The sequence below is a fragment of the Agromyces intestinalis genome (assembly GCF_008365295.1).
Lineage (GTDB): Bacteria > Actinomycetota > Actinomycetes > Actinomycetales > Microbacteriaceae > Agromyces > Agromyces intestinalis.
Genome location: NZ_CP043505.1, coordinates 470,692 through 487,834, shown reverse-complemented (window position 1 = coordinate 487,834; position 17,143 = coordinate 470,692). Strand labels below are relative to the sequence as shown.

Here is a 17,143-nt window from a genome sequence, read left to right as displayed (position 1 = left end):
TCCAGCGTAGAAGGCCGACCCGAGGAATCCGGCCCGGCTGATAGCCTGGTGCGCGTGAACAGCGGCATCCTCCTCGTGGACAAGCCCGGGGGGATGACCAGTCACGACGTCGTCGCCAGGGTCCGTCGGCTCGCCGGCACGCGCAAGGTGGGGCACGCCGGAACCCTCGACCCGATGGCCACCGGCCTGCTGCTCATCGGAGTGAACTCGGCGACCCGCCTGCTGCACCACCTCGTAGGCCTCGACAAGGAGTACCTCGCGACGGTTCGGCTCGGGGCGGCGACGACCACCGACGATGCCGAGGGCGAGATCGTCGAACTGGCGCCTGCCGAGGTCGTAGCCGCGATCGGCGACGAGGCGATCCGTGACGGGATGCTGCGGCTCACGGGAGAGCTCGACCAGGTGCCGAGCTCGGTGAGCGCCGTGAAGGTCGACGGGCGCCGCGCCTACGACCGGGTGCGCGACGGCGAACAGGTCGAGTTGGCGGCCCGGCGGGTGACCGTCACGGCGTTCGACCTGCTCGACGTGCGCCGCGCGGATGCGGCGATCGACCTCGATGTGCGCGTGGCGTGCACATCGGGCACGTACGTGCGCGCCCTGGCGCGCGACCTCGGCGCTGCGCTGGGGGCGGGCGGGCACCTCACGGCGCTGCGGCGCACCCGGGTGGGCGGATTCGAAGTGGCCGAAGCCGCGACGCTCGCCTCGCTCGAGGCCGACGGGGTTGCGGCGGCGCTGATGAGCCCCGCGGATGCCGCGGCGCGGGCGCTGCCCGTCGTGTCGGTGTCACCCGACGACGCGAGAGACCTCGGTCACGGCAAGCGCATCGCAGCGCCGGCCGACGCGGTCGGAACGATGGCCGCGATCGACGGCGATCGGCTGGTCGCGGTCGTCGAACGGCGCGGCGACACGCTGAAGGTCGTCACCGGGTTCCCGCAGGACTACGAGTAGGAGCGCACGATGATCGAGTGGTACGCATGGGTGCAGGTCGCGGTCGCGACGGTCGCCGGCGTGCTCTGCCTCGCGCTCGGATTGGTGGGTCGGGTTCCGAGCGACCTCAGCATCGGGGCGCTCGCACTCGTCGAAGTGCTGCTGATCGGCCAGGTCGTGGTCGCGATCGTCGCCCCGTTCGTCGGCAACGAGGCATCCGGCAGCGTGCTCGAGTTCTGGATCTACCTGATCTCGGCCGCGCTGCTGCCGCCGGTCGCGGCGTTCTGGGCGCTGCTCGAGCGCAACCGGTGGTCGACCGTGATCCTCGGCGTCGCAGCCCTCGCGGTCGCGGTCATGGTGTACCGGATGCTCCAGATCTGGACGGTGCAGCAGGCGTGAGCGTACGAGTGAGAGAATCGAACGTCATGTCTCCCCGGAACGCCTCCATCCCTGCCCGCCCGCGTCGAATGACCGGTATCGGGCGCGTGCTCGTCGTCGTCTACGGCATCCTCGCGCTGGCCGCGACCGGCCGCACGGCCGTGCAGATCATCGAGCGGTTCGACGAGGCGCCCGTCGCCTTCACGCTGTCGGGGCTGTCTGCGGTGGTGTACATCGTCGCCACGATCGCGCTGATCGCGCCCGGGCGGGTCTGGTACCGGGTGGCGTGGATCACGATCGGGTTCGAGGCCGTCGGCGTGCTCGTCGTCGGCACGATCACCTGGCTGTGGCCCGACCTGCTCGGCACCGGCACCGGGGACCCGTTCGGCCGCACGTCCACCGTGTGGAGCCTCTTCGGTGCCGGATACCTGTTCATCCCGCTCCTGCTGCCCGCGCTCGGGATGTGGTGGCTGGCGACGCATCCGCCGGTCGACGACGCGCGGGCCGCGACTCCCGCAGCCTCGGCAGAGGTCGACGCCGCGTGAGGTCGTTCAAGGGCCTCGACGCGGTGCCCGAGGGATTCGGCCCCTCGGCGGTGACCATCGGAAAGTTCGACGGCGTGCACCTGGGGCACCGAGCCGTCATCGAACGCCTGCGCGGCATCGCCGCCGAGCGCCACCTCACGACCGCGGTCGTCACGTTCGACCGCAACCCGCTCGCGCTGCTCGCGCCCGACCGCTGCCCCGACCCGCTCGTGAGCGTGCGGCAGAAGCTCAACCTGCTCGCGACGACGGGCGTCGATGCGACGGTGCTGCTGCCCTTCGACCGGACCCTCGCGGCGGTACCCGCCGAGGAGTTCGTGCAGCGGGTGCTCGTCGACGCGCTCGGCGCGCGCGCGGTGCTGGTCGGTCGCGACTTCCGCTACGGCGCGCGCGGCGCGGGAGATGTCGCGCTGCTCGAGCGACTCGGCGCCGAGCTCGGATTCGAGGTCGTCGTCGTCGACGACGTCATGCCCGATGACGAGCACCGCGTCTCGTCGACCTGGGTGCGCGAGCTCCTCGCAGCCGGAGACGTGCGTCGCGCGAGCGAGTTGCTCGGCCACACCCCGACCGTGTCGGGCATCGTCGTGCACGGTGCCGCGCGCGGACGCGAGCTGGGCTTCCCGACGGCGAACCTGTCGCCCGAGTCCGAGGGGCTGATCCCCGCTGACGGCGTCTACGCCGGCTGGCTGACTGACGCCGGCACCCGGTACCCGGCGGCGATCTCGGTGGGCGACAACCCGACGTTCGAGGGCGTGCCGAAGAAGCAGGTCGAGGCGTACGTGCTCGACCGCGATCTCGACCTCTACGACCACCTCGTCGACGTCGAGTTCGTCGAGCGGCTGCGCGGCATGGTCGCGTTCGAGAGCATCGAGGGCCTCATCGACACGATCCGCGACGACGTCGACCGGGCGCGCGAGCTGCTCGCGTGAGCGCCGCCCGGCGTGCGCTCTGGGCGGGGCGCTCGCTCGCCCTGATCGGGATCCTGCTGCTGGCGTTCAACCTGCGTTCGGCGGTCGCGTCGCTGTCGCCGGTGCTCGCGCAGGTCGAGGCGGATGTCCCGCTGAGTGCCGTGGTCGTCGGGCTCCTCGGCATGCTGCCGCCGGTCTGCTACGCGGTGTTCGGACTCGTGACGCCGGCCATCGCGCGGCGGTGGGGTCTCGAGCGGCCGCTGATCGCGGCGCTCGTGCTGCTCGTCATCGGGCTCGCGGGGCGCGGGCTCGTCGGCGACGCGACCGGGCTGGTCGTCGCGAGCGTGATCACGTTCGCTGCGATGGGCGTGGGCAACGTGCTGCTGCCGCTCGCCGTGAAGCGGTACTTCCCCGACCGCATCGGCCTCATGACGACGCTCTACGTGACGGCGATGTCGATCTCGACGCTGCTGCCCCCGCTCATCGCCGTGCCCGTGGCCGAGGCGGCCGGGTGGCGGGTCGAGCTGGGACTCTGGGCGGTGTTCGCCGTCGCGGCGCTGGTGCCGTGGCTGGCGCTCGCGATCCGTTCGCGCGCAGCCCGGGCGCCGGGCGTGGTCGAGCCCGACGCCACGCAGCTGCGGCACGCGCTGCGCTCGCCGCTCGCGTGGGCGCTCACGGTCGTGTTCGCGGGCTCGTCGGTGAACGCCTACACCGCGTTCGCGTGGTTGCCGAGGATTCTGCAGGACATCGCCGGGTCGTCGGCCGCCGCGGCCGGCGCGCTGCTCTCGCTGTACGCGGCGATGGGCTTGGTCGCCGGGCTCGTGGTGCCGATCGTCGCCGCGCGGTGGAACCGGGTGCCTCTGCTCATCGGCGTCAGCGTGGCATCCTTCGCCCTCGGCTACCTCGGCCTGCTGGTGGCGCCTGCGACCGCGACCTGGCTGTGGGTGGTGCTCATCGGCACCGGGCCGCTCATCTTCCCGCTGTCACTCGTGCTCATCAATCTGCGCACTCGCACGCAGGCCGGCGCGGTCGCGTTGAGCGGCTTCGTGCAGTCGGCCGGCTACCTGATCGCCGCGGCCGGACCGCTCGTGCTGGGCGTGCTGCACGACGCGACGGGGTCGTGGTCGCTGCCGCTCGTGCTGCTGCTGGCCACCGCGGTGCCGGTCGGCGTGGCGGGCCTGGTCGTCGCCCGCCCCCGGATGTTCGAGGACGAGCGCGCCCGCTGACGAGTCCGGCGGCGGGTCGGCTCAGCCGACCAGCTCGGGCCGATGCACGAGCGCGGCGGCGCCGATGAGCGGCCCCTCGTCGCCGAGGCCCGATGGAACGATCTTGACGCGCCGCACGAAGTCGAAGGCGGTGCGTCGGGTGACCGCCGCGCGGGCGTGTTCGAAGAGCGCGGGGGAGACCCGCGAGAACCCGCCGCCGATGGCGACGACGTCGAGGTCGACGAGGTTCGTCGCCGACGCGACGGCTTGACCGATCGCGCGACCGGCGCGCTCGACGGCGGCGATCGCGACCGGGTCGCCCGCGGCGTGCGCGGCGGCGAGGTCTTCGCCGGTGGTGCCCTCGAAGCCCTGGGTGCGCGCCCACGCCACCGTGCGCGGGCCGCTCGCGATCGCCTCGAGGCATCCGCGCCCACCGCAGGGGCACGCGTCGTCGAAGCCGCCGACCTCGACGTGGCCGATGTGGCCGCCGTTGCCCGACGGGCTCGGCGCGCCGCGGTCGCCGAGCACGAGCCCGCCGCCGACGCCGGTCGACACGATCATGCCGAGCAGGTTGTGGGCGCCTCGGCCCGCGCCGACCCAGTGCTCGGCCAGGGCGATGCAGAGCCCGTCGATGCGCAGGTCGACCGGCACACCGGGCACGAGAGCGCGCACCCGGTCGGCGAGCGGATGCCCCCGCCAAGCGGGGACGTTGAGCGGTGAGACGGTGCCCGCGGCGACGTCGACCGGCCCTGCCGAACCGATGCCGATGCCCGCGAGATCGACCCCGCCGGGCAGCGTCGAGACAGCGCCGCGCACGACCTCGGCGACGGCCGCGTCGAGCTGGTCGGCGGTGCGATCGGGGCCGGTCGGGTGGCGGTGACGGCTGCCGGGGACGACGGCCGCGTCGGCGTCGACGAGCGCGGCCTCGACCTTGGTGCCGCCGAAGTCGACGGCAAGTGCGAGTGAGGGCATGCGAATCAGCTTAGGAGAGCGTGACGTCACCTCTGTGTGCTCATGTGAGCAGAAGCGCCAACGAGTGTTGCCGGGGAGCGGAGGGCTGCTTACGCTGGAACGAGCGGCGGGATGCGCACCCGAAAGTGCCACCGCGATCGGAGGGAGCGTGATGGACGAGGTCGACGAACTGCTCTCGATCCGGGCGGCTGAGCTCTACTACGAAGAGAACAAGACGCAGGACGAGATCGGGCAGGCGCTGAGCCTCACCCGGTGGAAGGTCGGGCGGCTGCTCGCCCAGGCCAAGCAGCGCGGCTTCATCCGCATCGAGATCCTGCATCCGAGGGCGCGCCGGCTGCCGATCGAGCGGCGGCTGCGCGATGAGCGCGGGCTCGACGACGCGATCGTCGTCTCGTCGGCCGGCGTCTCGGGCCCCGACGAGTTGCAGGCGCGCACCGCCCAGGCCGCCGCCGACTACCTCACCGCGCTGCGCCCCGTGCCGCGCACGCTCGGCGTGAGCTGGGGTCGTACGCTGTTCGACCTCTCGCAGCACCTGCGCCCCGGGTGGGCGACCGCGGTCAACGTCGTGCAGATCAACGGCGGCGTGAGCCTCAACCGCCGCCCGGGCACCGCAGCAGCTACGGCCGTCGCGATCGCGCAGAAGGCGAGCGGCAACGCGACGCTGCTGCCCAGCCCCGCGATACTCGAGCGGCTCGAGACGAAGCAGGCGATCGAGAGCGACCGGGTCGTCGCCGGGGTCATCGACCTCGCGCGATCCGCCGACGCGTACCTGTTCAGCGCAGGCGCCGCCGACCACCACTCCGTGCACGTCGAGAGCGGCTACCTTTCGGTCGGCGACGTCGACCTGCTCGTGCAGAAGGGTGCCGTCGGCGACGTCGTCGGGCGCTACATCGACTCCGACGGCAACATCGTCGACCCCGCGCTCGACGCGCGCACGGTGGGGCTCACCCTCGATGAGCTGCGCGCCGCGCCGCGGTCGATCGCGGTCATCGCCGGTCCTTCCAAGCACGCGGTCGCCGACGCCGTCGTGCGCAGCGGCCTCTGCACGGTGCTCGTCACCGACGAAGCCACCGCCCTCCACCTGCTCGACGGCTAGAACCTCCGGAAGAAGGCTCCGCATGCCCGAAACCTCCCTCGTCACCGCACGCGAGCGCGCTGTCGCCCTACTCGGCGGCGAACCCGACGACGCCACGCTGCGCCGCTACCTGCACGGCATCCCGGGGGTCGACGCGGTCGGCCTCGAGCAGCGCGCGGCCGGTCTCGGCACCCGCTCGATCAAGACCTCGTCGAAGGCCTGGGCACTCGACCGCATCATCTCGCTCATCGACCTGACCACGCTCGAAGGTGCCGACACCCCGGGCAAGGTGCGGTCGCTCGTCGCGAAGGCGGTCAACCCTGACCCGGCCGATGCGACCACACCGCGCGTCGCCGCGGTGTGCGTCTACGGCGACATGGTGCCCTACGCGGTCGAAGCGCTCGGCGATGCGCACGGCGACCCCGACGCGGGCGGGGTCTCGGTCGCCGCGGTGGCCACGGCATTCCCGTCGGGCCGAGCGTCGCTCGAGATCAAGCTCGCCGACACCGCCGAGGCGGTCGCGGCCGGCGCCGACGAGATCGACATGGTCATCGACCGCGGGGCGTTCCTCGCCGGTCGGTACGGCCTGGTGTTCGACCAGATCGCCGCGGTGAAACAGGCGTGCCTCCGGCCCGACGGCACGAGCGCGAGCCTCAAGGTGATCCTCGAGACGGGCGAGCTCGTCACCTACGACAACGTGCGTCGCGCGTCGTGGCTGTCGATCCTCGCGGGCGGCGACTTCATCAAGACCTCGACGGGCAAGGTGCAGCCGGCCGCCACGCTGCCGGTGACCCTGCTCATGCTCGAAGTCGTGCGCGATTGGCACCTGCTCACCGGCCAGCGCATCGGCGTGAAGCCCGCCGGCGGCATCCGTGCCTCGAAAGATGCGGTGAAGTACCTCGTGACGGTCGCCGAGACGGTGGGCGAGGAGTGGCTCCAGCCGCATCTGTTCCGCTTCGGGGCATCCAGCCTGCTCAACGACGTGCTGCTGCAGCGCCAGAAGCTCCGCACCGGGCACTACTCGGGCGCCGACTACGTGACGATCGACTGACGAGACGAGACATCCCATGAGCTTCCTCGAGTACGCACCCGCCCCCGAGTCGCGCGCGATCCTGTCGCTTCGCGACGCCTACGGCCTCTTCATCGACGGCGAGTTCGTCGACGGACACGGCGCCGCCTTCCAGACCATTTCGCCCGCCGACGAGACGCGCATCGCCGAGATCGCGAACGCCGACGCCTCCGATGTCGACCTGGCCGTCGCGGCCGCCCGCCGCGCCTACGACCGGGTGTGGAGCCGCATGAGCGGCCGTGACCGCGGCAAGTACCTGTTCCGCATCGCCCGGCTCGTGCAGGAGCGGGCGCGCGAGCTCGCCGTCGCCGAGTCGCTCGACAACGGCAAGCCCATCAAGGAGTCGCGCGACGTCGACGTGCCGCTCGTGGCCGCCTGGTTCTTCTACTACGCGGGGTGGGCCGACAAGCTCGATCACGCCGGGCTGGGTGCCGACCCCCGCGCGCTCGGCGTCGCAGGCCAGGTCATCCCGTGGAACTTCCCACTGCTCATGCTGGCCTGGAAGATCGCGCCCGCGCTCGCGGCCGGCAACACGGTCGTGCTGAAGCCCGCCGAGACGACCCCGCTCACCGCGCTGCTGTTCGCCGAGATCGTGCAGCAGGCCGACCTGCCGCCGGGCGTCGTCAACATCGTCACGGGCGCGGGCGACACCGGTGCGGCACTCGTCTCGCATCCCGACGTCGACAAGGTGGCGTTCACGGGTTCGACCTCGGTGGGCCGCCAGATCGCGAAGGCCATCGCCGGCACCGAGAAGAAGCTCACCCTCGAGCTCGGCGGCAAGGCCGCGAACATCGTGTTCGACGATGCGCCGATCGACCAGGCGATCGAGGGCATCGTCAACGGCATCTTCTTCAACCAGGGGCACGTGTGCTGCGCGGGCAGCCGCCTGCTCGTGCAGGAGTCGATCCACGACGAGGTCGTCGACCGGCTGAAGCGGCGCCTGTCGACGCTGCGGCTCGGCGACCCGCTCGACAAGAACACCGACATCGGGGCGATCAACTCGCGTGAGCAGCTCGACCGCATCCGCGAGCTCAGCGACGTCGGCGAGGCCGAGGGCGCCGAGCGCTGGAGCGCGCCGTGCGAGATCCCCGACAACGGATTCTGGTTCGCGCCGACGATCTTCACCGGCGTCGAGACGAGCCACCGCATCGCCCGCGAAGAGGTCTTCGGCCCGGTGCTGTCGGTCCTGAGCTTCCGTACGCCGCAGGAGGCGATCGCGAAGGCGAACAACACGCCCTACGGCCTGTCGGCCGGCATCTGGACCGACAAGGGCAGCCGCATCCTCGCGGTCGCCGACCAGCTGCGCGCGGGCGTCGTGTGGGCGAACACGTTCAACCGGTTCGATCCGTCGAGCCCGTTCGGCGGCTACAAGGAGTCGGGCTACGGCCGCGAGGGCGGCCGGCACGGACTCGGCGCGTACCTGAAGCCCGCGACCCGGGCGGCCGTCACCGCCCGAACCGCCGTGCCCGCGAAGAAGGGAGCCCGCAAGTGAGCCGCCTCGCCGTGCCCAAGACCTACAAGCTGTTCATCGGCGGCGCGTTCCCGCGCAGCGAGTCTGGCCGCACCTACGAGGTGCTCGCCGCCGACGGCGCCTTCCTCGCGAACGCGGCGAAGGCGTCCCGCAAGGACGCCCGCGACGCGGTCGTCGCCGCACGCGCCGCCGTCGCCGGCTGGTCGGGCGCCACGGCGTACAACCGCGGCCAGGTGCTGTACCGCATCGCCGAGCTGCTCGAGGGGCGCCGGGCGCAGTTCACCGCCGAGATCGAACAGGCCGAGGGCGTCTCGCGTGCCCAGGCGACGGTGCAGGTCGACGAGGCGATCGACCGCTGGGTCTGGTACGCCGGCTGGGCCGACAAGTTCGCCCAGGTGTCGGGCAACGCGAACCCGGTCGCCGGGCCCTACTTCAACATCTCGGTGCCCGAGCCGACGGGGGTCGTCGCGATCGTCGCACCCCAGGACTCGTCGCTCGTCGGGCTCGTGTCGGCGATCGCGCCGGCGCTCGTCGCGGGCAACGCGGTGGTCGTGATCGCGAGCGAGCGCTTCCCGCTGTCGGCGATCTCGCTGGCCGAGGTGCTGGCCACGAGCGACGTGCCGAAGGGCGTGGTGAACGTGTTGACCGGTTCGCCCGCCGAGATCGCGCCGTGGCTCGCCGCGCACGCCGACGTGAACGCGCTCGACCTGGTCGGTGCGGGGGCGCTCGACTGGGTGGATCTCGAGGTCGCGGCGGCCGAGACGCTGAAGCGCGTGCTGCGACCCGAGAACGGCCAGGATGCCGCGGCGCCGGCGCTGGACCGCATCGTCGCGTTCACCGAGACGAAGACGGTCTGGCACCCGAAGAGCCTGCGGTAGCGCGGAGCACGCCATGTCGGGTCGCGAGGGATCGCCGGATGCCCGGGAGCGGCTGGTCACCGACCCGTTCGACTACCGCGTCACGAAGCAGGGCGCCGTCATCGTCTCGCGAGGGGGCCGAGCCGTCATGACGGTCGGCGGCCGCGATGCGGCACGGCTCGTCGCGGCGCTGCAGCGGGCCGACGAGGCCCAGTCGCAGCTGCTGCTCGCCCGCGCCAGCGGCAACTATCGGCGTGGCAACGAGCGCGGCTGAGGCGACGCGCAGGGCGGATCCTCGTGTCCCCCGAAAGAAGGTAACGAATCGATAACGGCGTGTGCTAGCGTGGCCGAACCGATCGGGCAACGGCGCTCGTTCGGGGAAAGGCCCGATCCGTGCACCCCGCCCCCGGCGCGCGACCCGATTCGCCCACACGCGCCGCACACCCCCGCTCGTCCGACCTGCTCGCCAACCCGCCGCGACGCGCCGTGCGCACCGGCCTCGGTGCGGTGGCGCTGGCGATCGTCGTGATCGCGATGCTCGTCGTGCAGCCGCCGCCCACCGCGTCCGCGACCGACGTGTTCGGTGCCCTGCGCGCGCCGGGTGAACCCGCATTCACCGTCGCCCACCGCGGCGACCGTGCGAGGGCACCCGAGAACACGCTGCCCTCGCTCGAGCTCGCCATGGACCGCCTCGAGTTCGTCGAGACCGACGTGCAGCTCACCCGCGACGGCGTGCCGGTGCTATTCCACGACGTCGAGCTCAGTCGCGTCACCGGCGACCCGCACCGCGTCGACGAGTTGACCTTCGACCAGCTGTCCCGGCTCGACGCCGGCCGGCGGTACGACCCGGCGTTCGAGGGCACCAGGATCCCCACCCTCGACGCGTTCCTCGCCGCGCTCGCCGAGCGCGACGACGCGCGGGCGCTCATCGAGCTGAAGGCGGCGTGGACGCCCGACGAGGTTCGCACCGTCACCGATCTGCTCGAGCGCCGGGGCGTCGACGACCGGGTGGTGCTGCAGAGCTTCAGCATCGAGACCCTCGACTCGATCGCCGCGGTCGCCCCGCAGCTGCCCCGCATCATGCTGATCCGCGAACTGCCCGCCGACCCGCGGCCGATCGCGGAACGATTCGGCCTCATCGGGTTCGGCACCACCGTGGCCAGCGTGACGGCCGCGCCCGAGGCGCTCGACCTCGCGCATTCGGTGGGCATCGCGGTGCTCTGCTACACCCTGAACTCCGAGAAGAAGTGGAACGAGGTGGCCGCGCTCGGCGTCGACGGCATCATCACCGACCGACCCAGCGCGCTCGACGCCTGGCTCGCGGCTACGGCTCCGGGAACGTGACCTCGACGCCGAGTCGGTCGGCGGCCGCCCGGTAGGCGTCGGCGACGCGCTCGGAGAACAGCACGAAGCGCACGTGCGGGGGAGCGGCATCCGCCTCAGCCGTCGAGGCGACCGACAGCGCGACGTCGGCGACGTCGTCGACCGGCCAGCCGTACACGCCGGCCGAGATCGCCGGGAAGGCGATCGATCCGGCTCCCAGGTCGGCGGCCAGGGCGAGCGAGTTGCGATGCGCGGCGATGAGCAGCGAACGGCGTGCGGATGCCTCGGGCCCGGCGCTGCCCGGCCAGACCGGGCCGACCGTGTGGATGACCCACCGCGCCGCGAGGCGTCCGGCGCCGGTGGCGACCGCCTCGCCGGTCGGCAGTCCGTCGCGCAGCGCGCCCGCGCGCAGCGCGCGGCACTCGGCGAGGATCTCGGGGCCGCCGGCGCGGTGGATGGCGCCGTCGACGCCGCCGCCGCCGAGGAGCGACGAGTTCGCCGCGTTCACGATCGCGTCGACCCGCTCGTGCGTCAGGTCGTCCGTGACCAGCTCGATCCGGGGCATCCGGCCTCGCTCACCCCCGGTTGTTCGACAGCTCGAAGATGCGCAGCAGTTCGGCCACCGCCGCCTCGCGTTCGTCGCCGCCCGCCTCGTACTGGTGGCTGACGTGCGTGCGCAGGTGGTTCTCGACGAGCAGCTTGTTCAGGGACGCGAGCGACTTCTGCACCGCGAGCGAGAGCGTGATGATGTCGACGCAGTAGTCCTCGTTCTCGATCATCTTCTCGATGCCGCGAAGCTGGCCCTCGATGATCTTCGTGCGGTGCAGGGCTCGCCGCTTGATGTCCTCGATCACCCCGTCAGGATACTCCCGGCGGCCGATACCCAGCCGGGGTATCGCTCACTCCTCGGCGTCGGCCGCGATCTGCTGGTCGTCTCGCAGGTCGACACGACGCTCGGCGTCGATGCCGGGCACGTCGTCGACCAGCGCGTCGTCGAGCGGCCGCTCGTCGTCGTTTTCGGCCGCATCGGCCTCGTCGAACTCGGTGTCCTGGGCCACCGTGAAGTCGTCATCCGGCGCGACGCCACCGCCCGCCCCCGCGCGATCGTCCATCTTCCCAGACTAGGCCGCCGCCCCCGCCGACGCACCCCTCTCGCGTCGTGATCGGGCATTCCGGCCCGAAACCCGATAGAATGACGGTCGCGCCCGATGGATCCCTTCCTCAGGCCGACGGCACGGGCTTCGCTCGCGCACTGCTCGGCCCTGTGGGTTCACCGGCCCGCGGTCCGCCCCTGATTCTGCGAGGCGAGCCGCGGCACCGCGATCCACCCCTCGGATCGCCGGCGCGACCGATGCGGCCCGAGAACACGGGAGGACCCTTGGCCCAGACGAGGCAGCGCACACGTACGCGCTCGCGCGACGATGACGCGCCCATCATTCCGATCCTCGCGCGCAAGGTGCGCGAGGTCGAGCAGAAGGCGCAGAAGAACAAACTCGGCCCCACCAACCGGCAGAAATTCCAGGTCATCGCCCTGTTGATGCGCGAGGAGCGCGCCAGGGTCAAGGCCGACCACGAGACCCCCGACGCCGCCCGCGTCGAACTGCTGAAGCGCCTCGACGGCATCGCGCAGATCCTGGCCAAGACGGCCGCGCGCGATACCAGCCTCATCTCATTGCTCGAACCGGATGCCTCGGTGTCGACGGTCGCGCAGCGGTTCCGTCGCGACTGGCTGCTCGAGTCAGGTGCCGAGCTCAGCCCCGACGAGCTCATCATCACGCGCGAGCCCGAGCCCGACCCCGGGCCGAGCGTCAACCAGGTCGTGCCGCGCTCGGTCAAGGCCAGGCAGCTCGCGAATCCGTTCCTCGCGCCCGATCTCGCCCGGCCCGCCGCACCCGCGGTGCCGGTACGTCGCCTCGCGAACTGGGAGCTGCTCGGCCCGCTGTTCAAGTCGTTCGAACTCGGCTCGGGCGGCCAGGCCGCCACCATGCCGCTTCCCGAGGCGCCGAAGGTCGACCGGCTGGCGCCGCGCGGCCTCGAGCTGATGCACCACCAGGCCCGCTTCATCGAGTCAGCACGCCTCGGGCACCGCACGTTCCTGCTCGCCGACGAGCCGGGCCTCGGCAAGACCGCGCAGTCGGTGCTCGCGGCATCCGTGGCGAACGCCTACCCGCTGCTCGCCGTCGTGCCCAATGTGGTGAAGATGAACTGGGCCCGCGAGGTCGAGCGGTGGACTCCGCACCGCCGCGCGACCGTCATCCACGGCGACGGCGACACCCTCGACGCGTTCGCCGACGTGGTCGTCGTCAACTACGACGTGCTCGACCGGCACATGTCTTGGCTGAGCACCCTGGGCTTCCGGGGCATGGTCGTCGACGAGGCGCATTTCATCAAGAACCTGCAGTCCCAGCGCTCGCGCAACGTGCTCGCGCTCGCCGACCGCATCCGGCACAATGCACCCGGCGGCGACCCGCTGCTGCTCGCCCTCACCGGCACGCCGCTCATCAACGACGTCGACGACTTCCGCGCGATCTGGCGGTTCCTCGGCTGGATCGACGCCGACAAGCCGGCGCCGGAACTGCTCGGCAAGCTGGAGGAGACCGGGCTCACGCCCGCCGACCACGGGTTCTACTCCGCGGCGCGCCAGACCGTCATCGACCTCGGCATCGTGCGGCGGCGCAAGGTCGACGTGGCCGCCGATCTGCCGTCCAAGCGCATCGCCGACCTGCCCGTCGAACTCGACGACGAGCTCGGGCGGTCGATCCGCAGCGCCGAGCGCGAACTCGGCCACCGCCTCGCCGCCCGCTTCCGTGCGCTCGTCGAGGCGCGCGGCCTCCGGGTCGGCTCGCTCGACGCCGACGAGCGCGACCAGTTCGTCCGCGCCGTCGCGCTCGCCGAGCTCGAGGAGTCGAAGCAGGCCAAGACGGGCGAGAACGTGTTCACCATGGTGCGCCGCATCGGCCAGGCGAAGGCCGGGCTCGCGGCCGACTACGCCGCGCAGCTCGCGCGGTCGGTCGGAAAGGTGGTGTTCTTCGCCAAGCACATCGACGTCATGGACCAGGCCGAGGCGGCGTTCGCGGCCCGCGAGATCCGCACCGTGTCGCTGCGCGGCGATCAGACCGCGCTCGCCCGGCAGGCGGCGATCGACGCGTTCAACACCGACCCCGACGTGCAGGTCGCGGTGTGTTCGCTCACCGCCGCGGGTGTGGGCGTCAACCTGCAGGCGGCGTCGAACGTCGTCCTCGCCGAGCTCAGCTGGACGAGCGCGGAGCAGACCCAGGCGATCGACCGCGTGCACCGCATCGGCCAGGACGAACCGGTCACCGCCTGGCGCATCATCGCCGCGCACACCGTCGACGCCCGCATCGCCGAACTCATCGACGCGAAGCAGGGGTTGGCCGCGCGCGCCCTCGACGGCAGCGACATCGAGCCGGGTTCGGCCGATTCGGTGCAGCTCGACGCGCTGCAGCACCTGCTCCGGCAGGCACTCGACGGCGCGCTCTGAACGACCCGATCGCGCTAGACTCTCGGTCGTCCGTGCCCCGAGGAAGCGGCTCAGGCGAACCCCTTCCACTCACGACGAGGAGTCCACGCGGCATGAAAATCGGCTTGCTCACCAGCGGTGGCGACTGTCCGGGTCTGAACGCGGTCATCCGCGGCGCGGTGCTCAAGGGCGTCATCTCGCATACCACCGAGTTCGTCGGGTTCCGGTGGGGGTGGCGCGGCGTCGTCGAGCGCGACCTCATGCCGATCACGCGTCATGACGTGCGAGGGCTCGCGCGCCAGGGCGGCACGATCCTCGGCTCATCCCGTACCAACCCGTTCGAGGGCGAGGGCGGCGGTCCCGAGAACATCCAGCGCATGCTCGACGAAGAGGGCATCGACGCGATCATCGCGATCGGCGGCGAGGGCACCCTGACGGCCGCGCGCCGGCTCTACGATGAGGGCGGCATCAAGGTCATCGGCGTGCCGAAGACCATCGACAACGACCTGTTGGCCACCGACTACTCGTTCGGCTTCGACACCGCCGTCGAGATCGCCACCGAGGCGATCGACCGCCTGCGCACGACCGCCGACTCGCACGGGCGGTGCATGGTGCTCGAGGTGATGGGCCGGCACGTCGGCTGGATCGCGCTGCACTCGGGCATGGCCGGCGGTGCGCACGCGATCCTCATTCCCGAGCAGCCGCAGTCGATCGAGCAGATCTGCGAGTGGGTCGAATCGGTGCGCGAGCGCGGCCGCGCGCCCCTCGTGGTCGTCGCCGAGGGCTTCACGCTGCCCGACATGACCGAGGCGCACTCGCACAAGGGTCTCGACGCGTTCAACCGACCGCGGCTCGGCGGCATCGCCGAGATGCTCGCCCCGATGATCGAGGAGCGCACCGGCATCGAGTCGCGCGCCACGGTGCTCGGTCACATCCAGCGCGGCGGCGAGCCGACGGCGTACGACCGCGTGCTCGCCACCCGGCTGGGCATGGCCGCCGTCGAAGCGGTGTACGACGAATCGTGGGGCAACATGGTCACGCTTCGCGGCACCGAGATCAAGACGGTCTCGATCGCCGAGGCCACCGGGTCGCTGAACACCGTGCCGCAGTCGCGGTACGACGAGGCGCGCATCCTCTTCGGCTGACTCTCAGACGTGCTCCGGGTAGGATCGGGGTGCGCGGCGTTCGCCGTCTTCGCAAGTCCCCTCGACTGAACCTCCGGTGAATTCCGTTCACCGAACCAGAGAAAGACGCCGGTGGATCTCACCCTCATCGTCGTGCTGGTCATCGCACTGGCGCTCTTCTTCGACTTCACCAACGGATTCCACGACACCGCCAACGCGATGGCGACGCCGATCGCCACCGGTGCACTGCGTCCGAAGGTCGCCGTCGCGCTCGCCGCGGTGCTCAATCTGGTCGGCGCGTTCCTGTCGACCGAGGTCGCCAAGACCATTTCGGGCGGCATCATCAGAGAGGGCGACGGCGGCGTGCTCATCACGCCCGAGCTCATCTTCGCCGGCCTGATCGGCGCGATCGTCTGGAACATGATCACGTGGCTGCTCGGGCTGCCGTCGTCGTCGAGCCACGCGTTGTTCGGCGGCCTGATCGGTGCGGCGATCGTCGGTGCGGGTCTCGGCGCCATCGACTTCGGCGTCGTCGTATCCAAGGTGATCCTTCCGGCCCTGCTGGCGCCGATCACGGCCGGGCTCATCGCCTATGTCGCGACGAAGCTCGCCTACGCGATCACGCGCCGCTACGACGGCAAGCCCGACGGCCGCGACGGGTTCCGTTACGCGCAGGTCTTCTCCTCGTCGCTCGTGGCGCTCGCGCACGGCACCAATGACGCGCAGAAGACGATGGGCGTCATCACGCTCACCCTCGTCGCCGCCGGGTTGCAGTCGGCGGGCTCCGACGTGCAGTGGTGGGTCATCGTCACCTGTGCGATCGCGATCGCCCTCGGCACCTACATGGGCGGCTGGCGCATCATCAAGACGCTCGGTACAGGACTCACCGATGTCAAACCGGCCCAGGGGTTCGCCGCCGAGACCGCGACGGCGGCCACGATCCTCGCGTCCAGCCACGTGGGCTTCGCGCTGTCGACCACGCAGGTCGCGTCGGGTTCGGTCATCGGCTCGGGACTCGGGCGGCGCGGGTCGAAGGTGCGCTGGAGGACCGCGGGTCGCATCGGCATCGGATGGCTCATGACGCTGCCTGCGGCGGGCGCCGTCGGCGCGCTCGCGGCGCTGGTCGCCCACCTCGGCGTCATCGGCATCATCATCGATGCGGTGGTCGGCACGATCGTGATCGCCGGCATCTTCGTGTGGTCGCGTCGCAGCGAGGTATCGCACCACAACGTCATCAGCGAGGTCGCCGACTCGGGTCGCGCCGTGAAGATCAAGCGCAACCCGAAGCCGAAGAAGAAGGCCCAGAAGGCATGATGAGCGCAGCACGCATGATGAGCGCAGCACGCATGATGAGCGCAGCAGGCACGATGGGCGCAGCAGACCAGACCCGGAAGGCGCGGCAGGCATGATCGACTGGAACGCCTTCCTCCTGGTGCTCGTCTCGGCGCTGATCGGCGCCGCGATCGTGGTGAGCGCCTACGCCCTCGGCATCCGCCTGCTCACGATGTCGGGCCGCACGCCCATCGTGACTCCGGCCGAGTTCACCGACGCGATCACGATCGTGACACCCGCCGAGATCAAGGCGGCCGAGAAGCGCGCCGCCAAGGCAGCCCGCAAGAGCCCGCTCACCGAGGGGCAGAAGCGACTCTCGCTCGTCGGGGCGTGGGGGTGCTTCGCGGTCAGCGGCATCGCCGTGCTCGTGGGCATCTACCTGATCGTCGGCGACCACCTCATCGAGCTGTTCGGCGGCGCCTGATCGTGTCGCGGGCGCAGACGCGCGCCCGGCGCGTCCGCACCGCTACAGTTTCTCG

General features: G+C 71.4%; 19 protein-coding genes. 15 read left to right on the top strand and 4 right to left on the bottom strand.

The annotated features are described in order from the left end of the window. Nucleotides 1-54: 54 nt before the first annotated feature. Genes truB through FLP10_RS02350 form a run of 5 tightly spaced genes read left to right on the top strand, consistent with a single transcriptional unit; the run spans nt 55 to nt 3,981 of the window. A complete protein-coding gene (gene truB, locus FLP10_RS02370) occupies nt 55-948 on the top strand; it encodes a tRNA pseudouridine(55) synthase TruB (protein WP_425457626.1) in 894 nt (297 codons plus the stop codon). Nucleotides 949-957: 9 nt separating this feature from the next. Continuing rightward, nucleotides 958-1,326, top strand: a complete 369-nt coding sequence (locus tag FLP10_RS02365; protein WP_149159411.1) for a hypothetical protein — start codon at nt 958-960, stop codon at nt 1,324-1,326. A 26-nt stretch (nt 1,327-1,352) separates the two neighbouring features. Further along, nucleotides 1,353-1,850, top strand: a complete 498-nt coding sequence (locus FLP10_RS02360) for a hypothetical protein (RefSeq protein WP_149159410.1) — start codon at nt 1,353-1,355, stop codon at nt 1,848-1,850. Beyond that, the gene (locus tag FLP10_RS02355; RefSeq protein ID WP_149159409.1) at nt 1,847-2,776 is read left to right on the top strand and encodes a bifunctional riboflavin kinase/FAD synthetase; all 930 of its coding nucleotides are present in this window, start codon (nt 1,847-1,849) and stop codon (nt 2,774-2,776) included. Before FLP10_RS02360 ends, FLP10_RS02355 begins: the two co-directional genes overlap by 4 nt. Next, a complete protein-coding gene (locus tag FLP10_RS02350) occupies nt 2,773-3,981 on the top strand; it encodes an MFS transporter (RefSeq protein WP_149159408.1) in 1,209 nt (402 codons plus the stop codon). Before FLP10_RS02355 ends, FLP10_RS02350 begins: the two co-directional genes overlap by 4 nt. 21 nt (nt 3,982-4,002) lie before the next feature. On the opposite strand, the gene FLP10_RS02345 is transcribed toward FLP10_RS02350, so the two are convergent. Further along, entirely contained in the window at nt 4,003-4,932 is a 930-nt protein-coding gene (locus FLP10_RS02345) for an ROK family protein (protein ID WP_149159407.1), read from the bottom strand. A 151-nt stretch (nt 4,933-5,083) separates the two neighbouring features. Between FLP10_RS02345 and FLP10_RS02340 the strand changes: the two genes are divergently transcribed. The 6 genes from FLP10_RS02340 (at nt 5,084) to FLP10_RS02315 (ending at nt 10,748) form a co-directional block, all read left to right on the top strand. Further along, a complete protein-coding gene (locus FLP10_RS02340; protein WP_149159406.1) occupies nt 5,084-6,028 on the top strand; it encodes a sugar-binding transcriptional regulator in 945 nt (314 codons plus the stop codon). 22 nt (nt 6,029-6,050) lie between these two features. Next, nucleotides 6,051-7,058 carry a deoxyribose-phosphate aldolase gene (deoC, locus tag FLP10_RS02335; protein WP_149159405.1) on the top strand — a complete coding sequence of 336 codons (1,008 nt, stop codon included), beginning with the start codon at nt 6,051-6,053 and terminating at the stop codon, nt 7,056-7,058. A gap of 16 nt (nt 7,059-7,074) precedes the next feature. Then, nucleotides 7,075-8,568: an aldehyde dehydrogenase family protein gene (locus tag FLP10_RS02330; protein WP_149159404.1), complete on the top strand. Its 1,494-nt coding sequence runs from the start codon at nt 7,075-7,077 to the stop codon at nt 8,566-8,568. Next, a complete protein-coding gene (locus tag FLP10_RS02325) occupies nt 8,565-9,425 on the top strand; it encodes an aldehyde dehydrogenase family protein (RefSeq protein WP_149159403.1) in 861 nt (286 codons plus the stop codon). The genes FLP10_RS02330 and FLP10_RS02325 overlap by 4 nt, the downstream gene beginning before the upstream one ends. 13 nt (nt 9,426-9,438) lie before the next feature. After that, a complete protein-coding gene (locus FLP10_RS02320) occupies nt 9,439-9,678 on the top strand; it encodes a hypothetical protein (protein WP_149159402.1) in 240 nt (79 codons plus the stop codon). Between the two features lie 119 nt (nt 9,679-9,797). Further along, a complete protein-coding gene (locus FLP10_RS02315) occupies nt 9,798-10,748 on the top strand; it encodes a glycerophosphodiester phosphodiesterase (RefSeq protein WP_149159401.1) in 951 nt (316 codons plus the stop codon). Here the strand turns inward: FLP10_RS02315 and FLP10_RS02310 are convergent. Genes FLP10_RS02310 through FLP10_RS02300 form a run of 3 tightly spaced genes read right to left on the bottom strand, consistent with a single transcriptional unit; the run spans nt 10,729 to nt 11,839 of the window. Then, nucleotides 10,729-11,292, bottom strand: coding sequence for an O-acetyl-ADP-ribose deacetylase (locus FLP10_RS02310; protein WP_149159400.1), 564 nt, complete (start codon nt 11,290-11,292; stop codon nt 10,729-10,731). The genes FLP10_RS02315 and FLP10_RS02310 overlap by 20 nt on opposite strands. A 10-nt stretch (nt 11,293-11,302) precedes the next feature. Beyond that, complete coding sequence (locus FLP10_RS02305) at nt 11,303-11,581, bottom strand: metal-sensitive transcriptional regulator (RefSeq protein WP_149159399.1); 279 nt, start codon at nt 11,579-11,581, stop codon at nt 11,303-11,305. A gap of 45 nt (nt 11,582-11,626) precedes the next feature. Continuing rightward, nucleotides 11,627-11,839, bottom strand: coding sequence for a hypothetical protein (locus tag FLP10_RS02300; RefSeq protein ID WP_149159398.1), 213 nt, complete (start codon nt 11,837-11,839; stop codon nt 11,627-11,629). 239 nt (nt 11,840-12,078) lie between these two features. On the opposite strand from FLP10_RS02300, the gene FLP10_RS02295 reads away from it, so the two are divergent. The 4 genes from FLP10_RS02295 (at nt 12,079) to FLP10_RS02280 (ending at nt 17,088) form a co-directional block, all read left to right on the top strand. Further along, nucleotides 12,079-14,229 carry a DEAD/DEAH box helicase gene (locus tag FLP10_RS02295; protein WP_149159397.1) on the top strand — a complete coding sequence of 717 codons (2,151 nt, stop codon included), beginning with the start codon at nt 12,079-12,081 and terminating at the stop codon, nt 14,227-14,229. A gap of 92 nt (nt 14,230-14,321) precedes the next feature. After that, nucleotides 14,322-15,353, top strand: a complete 1,032-nt coding sequence (locus tag FLP10_RS02290) for a 6-phosphofructokinase (protein WP_149159396.1) — start codon at nt 14,322-14,324, stop codon at nt 15,351-15,353. Between the two features lie 111 nt (nt 15,354-15,464). After that, on the top strand, nt 15,465-16,646 hold the full coding sequence (locus tag FLP10_RS02285; protein ID WP_149159395.1) for an inorganic phosphate transporter: 1,182 nt from the start codon (nt 15,465-15,467) through the stop codon (nt 16,644-16,646). A gap of 91 nt (nt 16,647-16,737) precedes the next feature. After that, nucleotides 16,738-17,088, top strand: coding sequence for a peptidase (locus FLP10_RS02280; RefSeq protein WP_149159394.1), 351 nt, complete (start codon nt 16,738-16,740; stop codon nt 17,086-17,088). Nucleotides 17,089-17,143 lie beyond the last annotated feature (55 nt).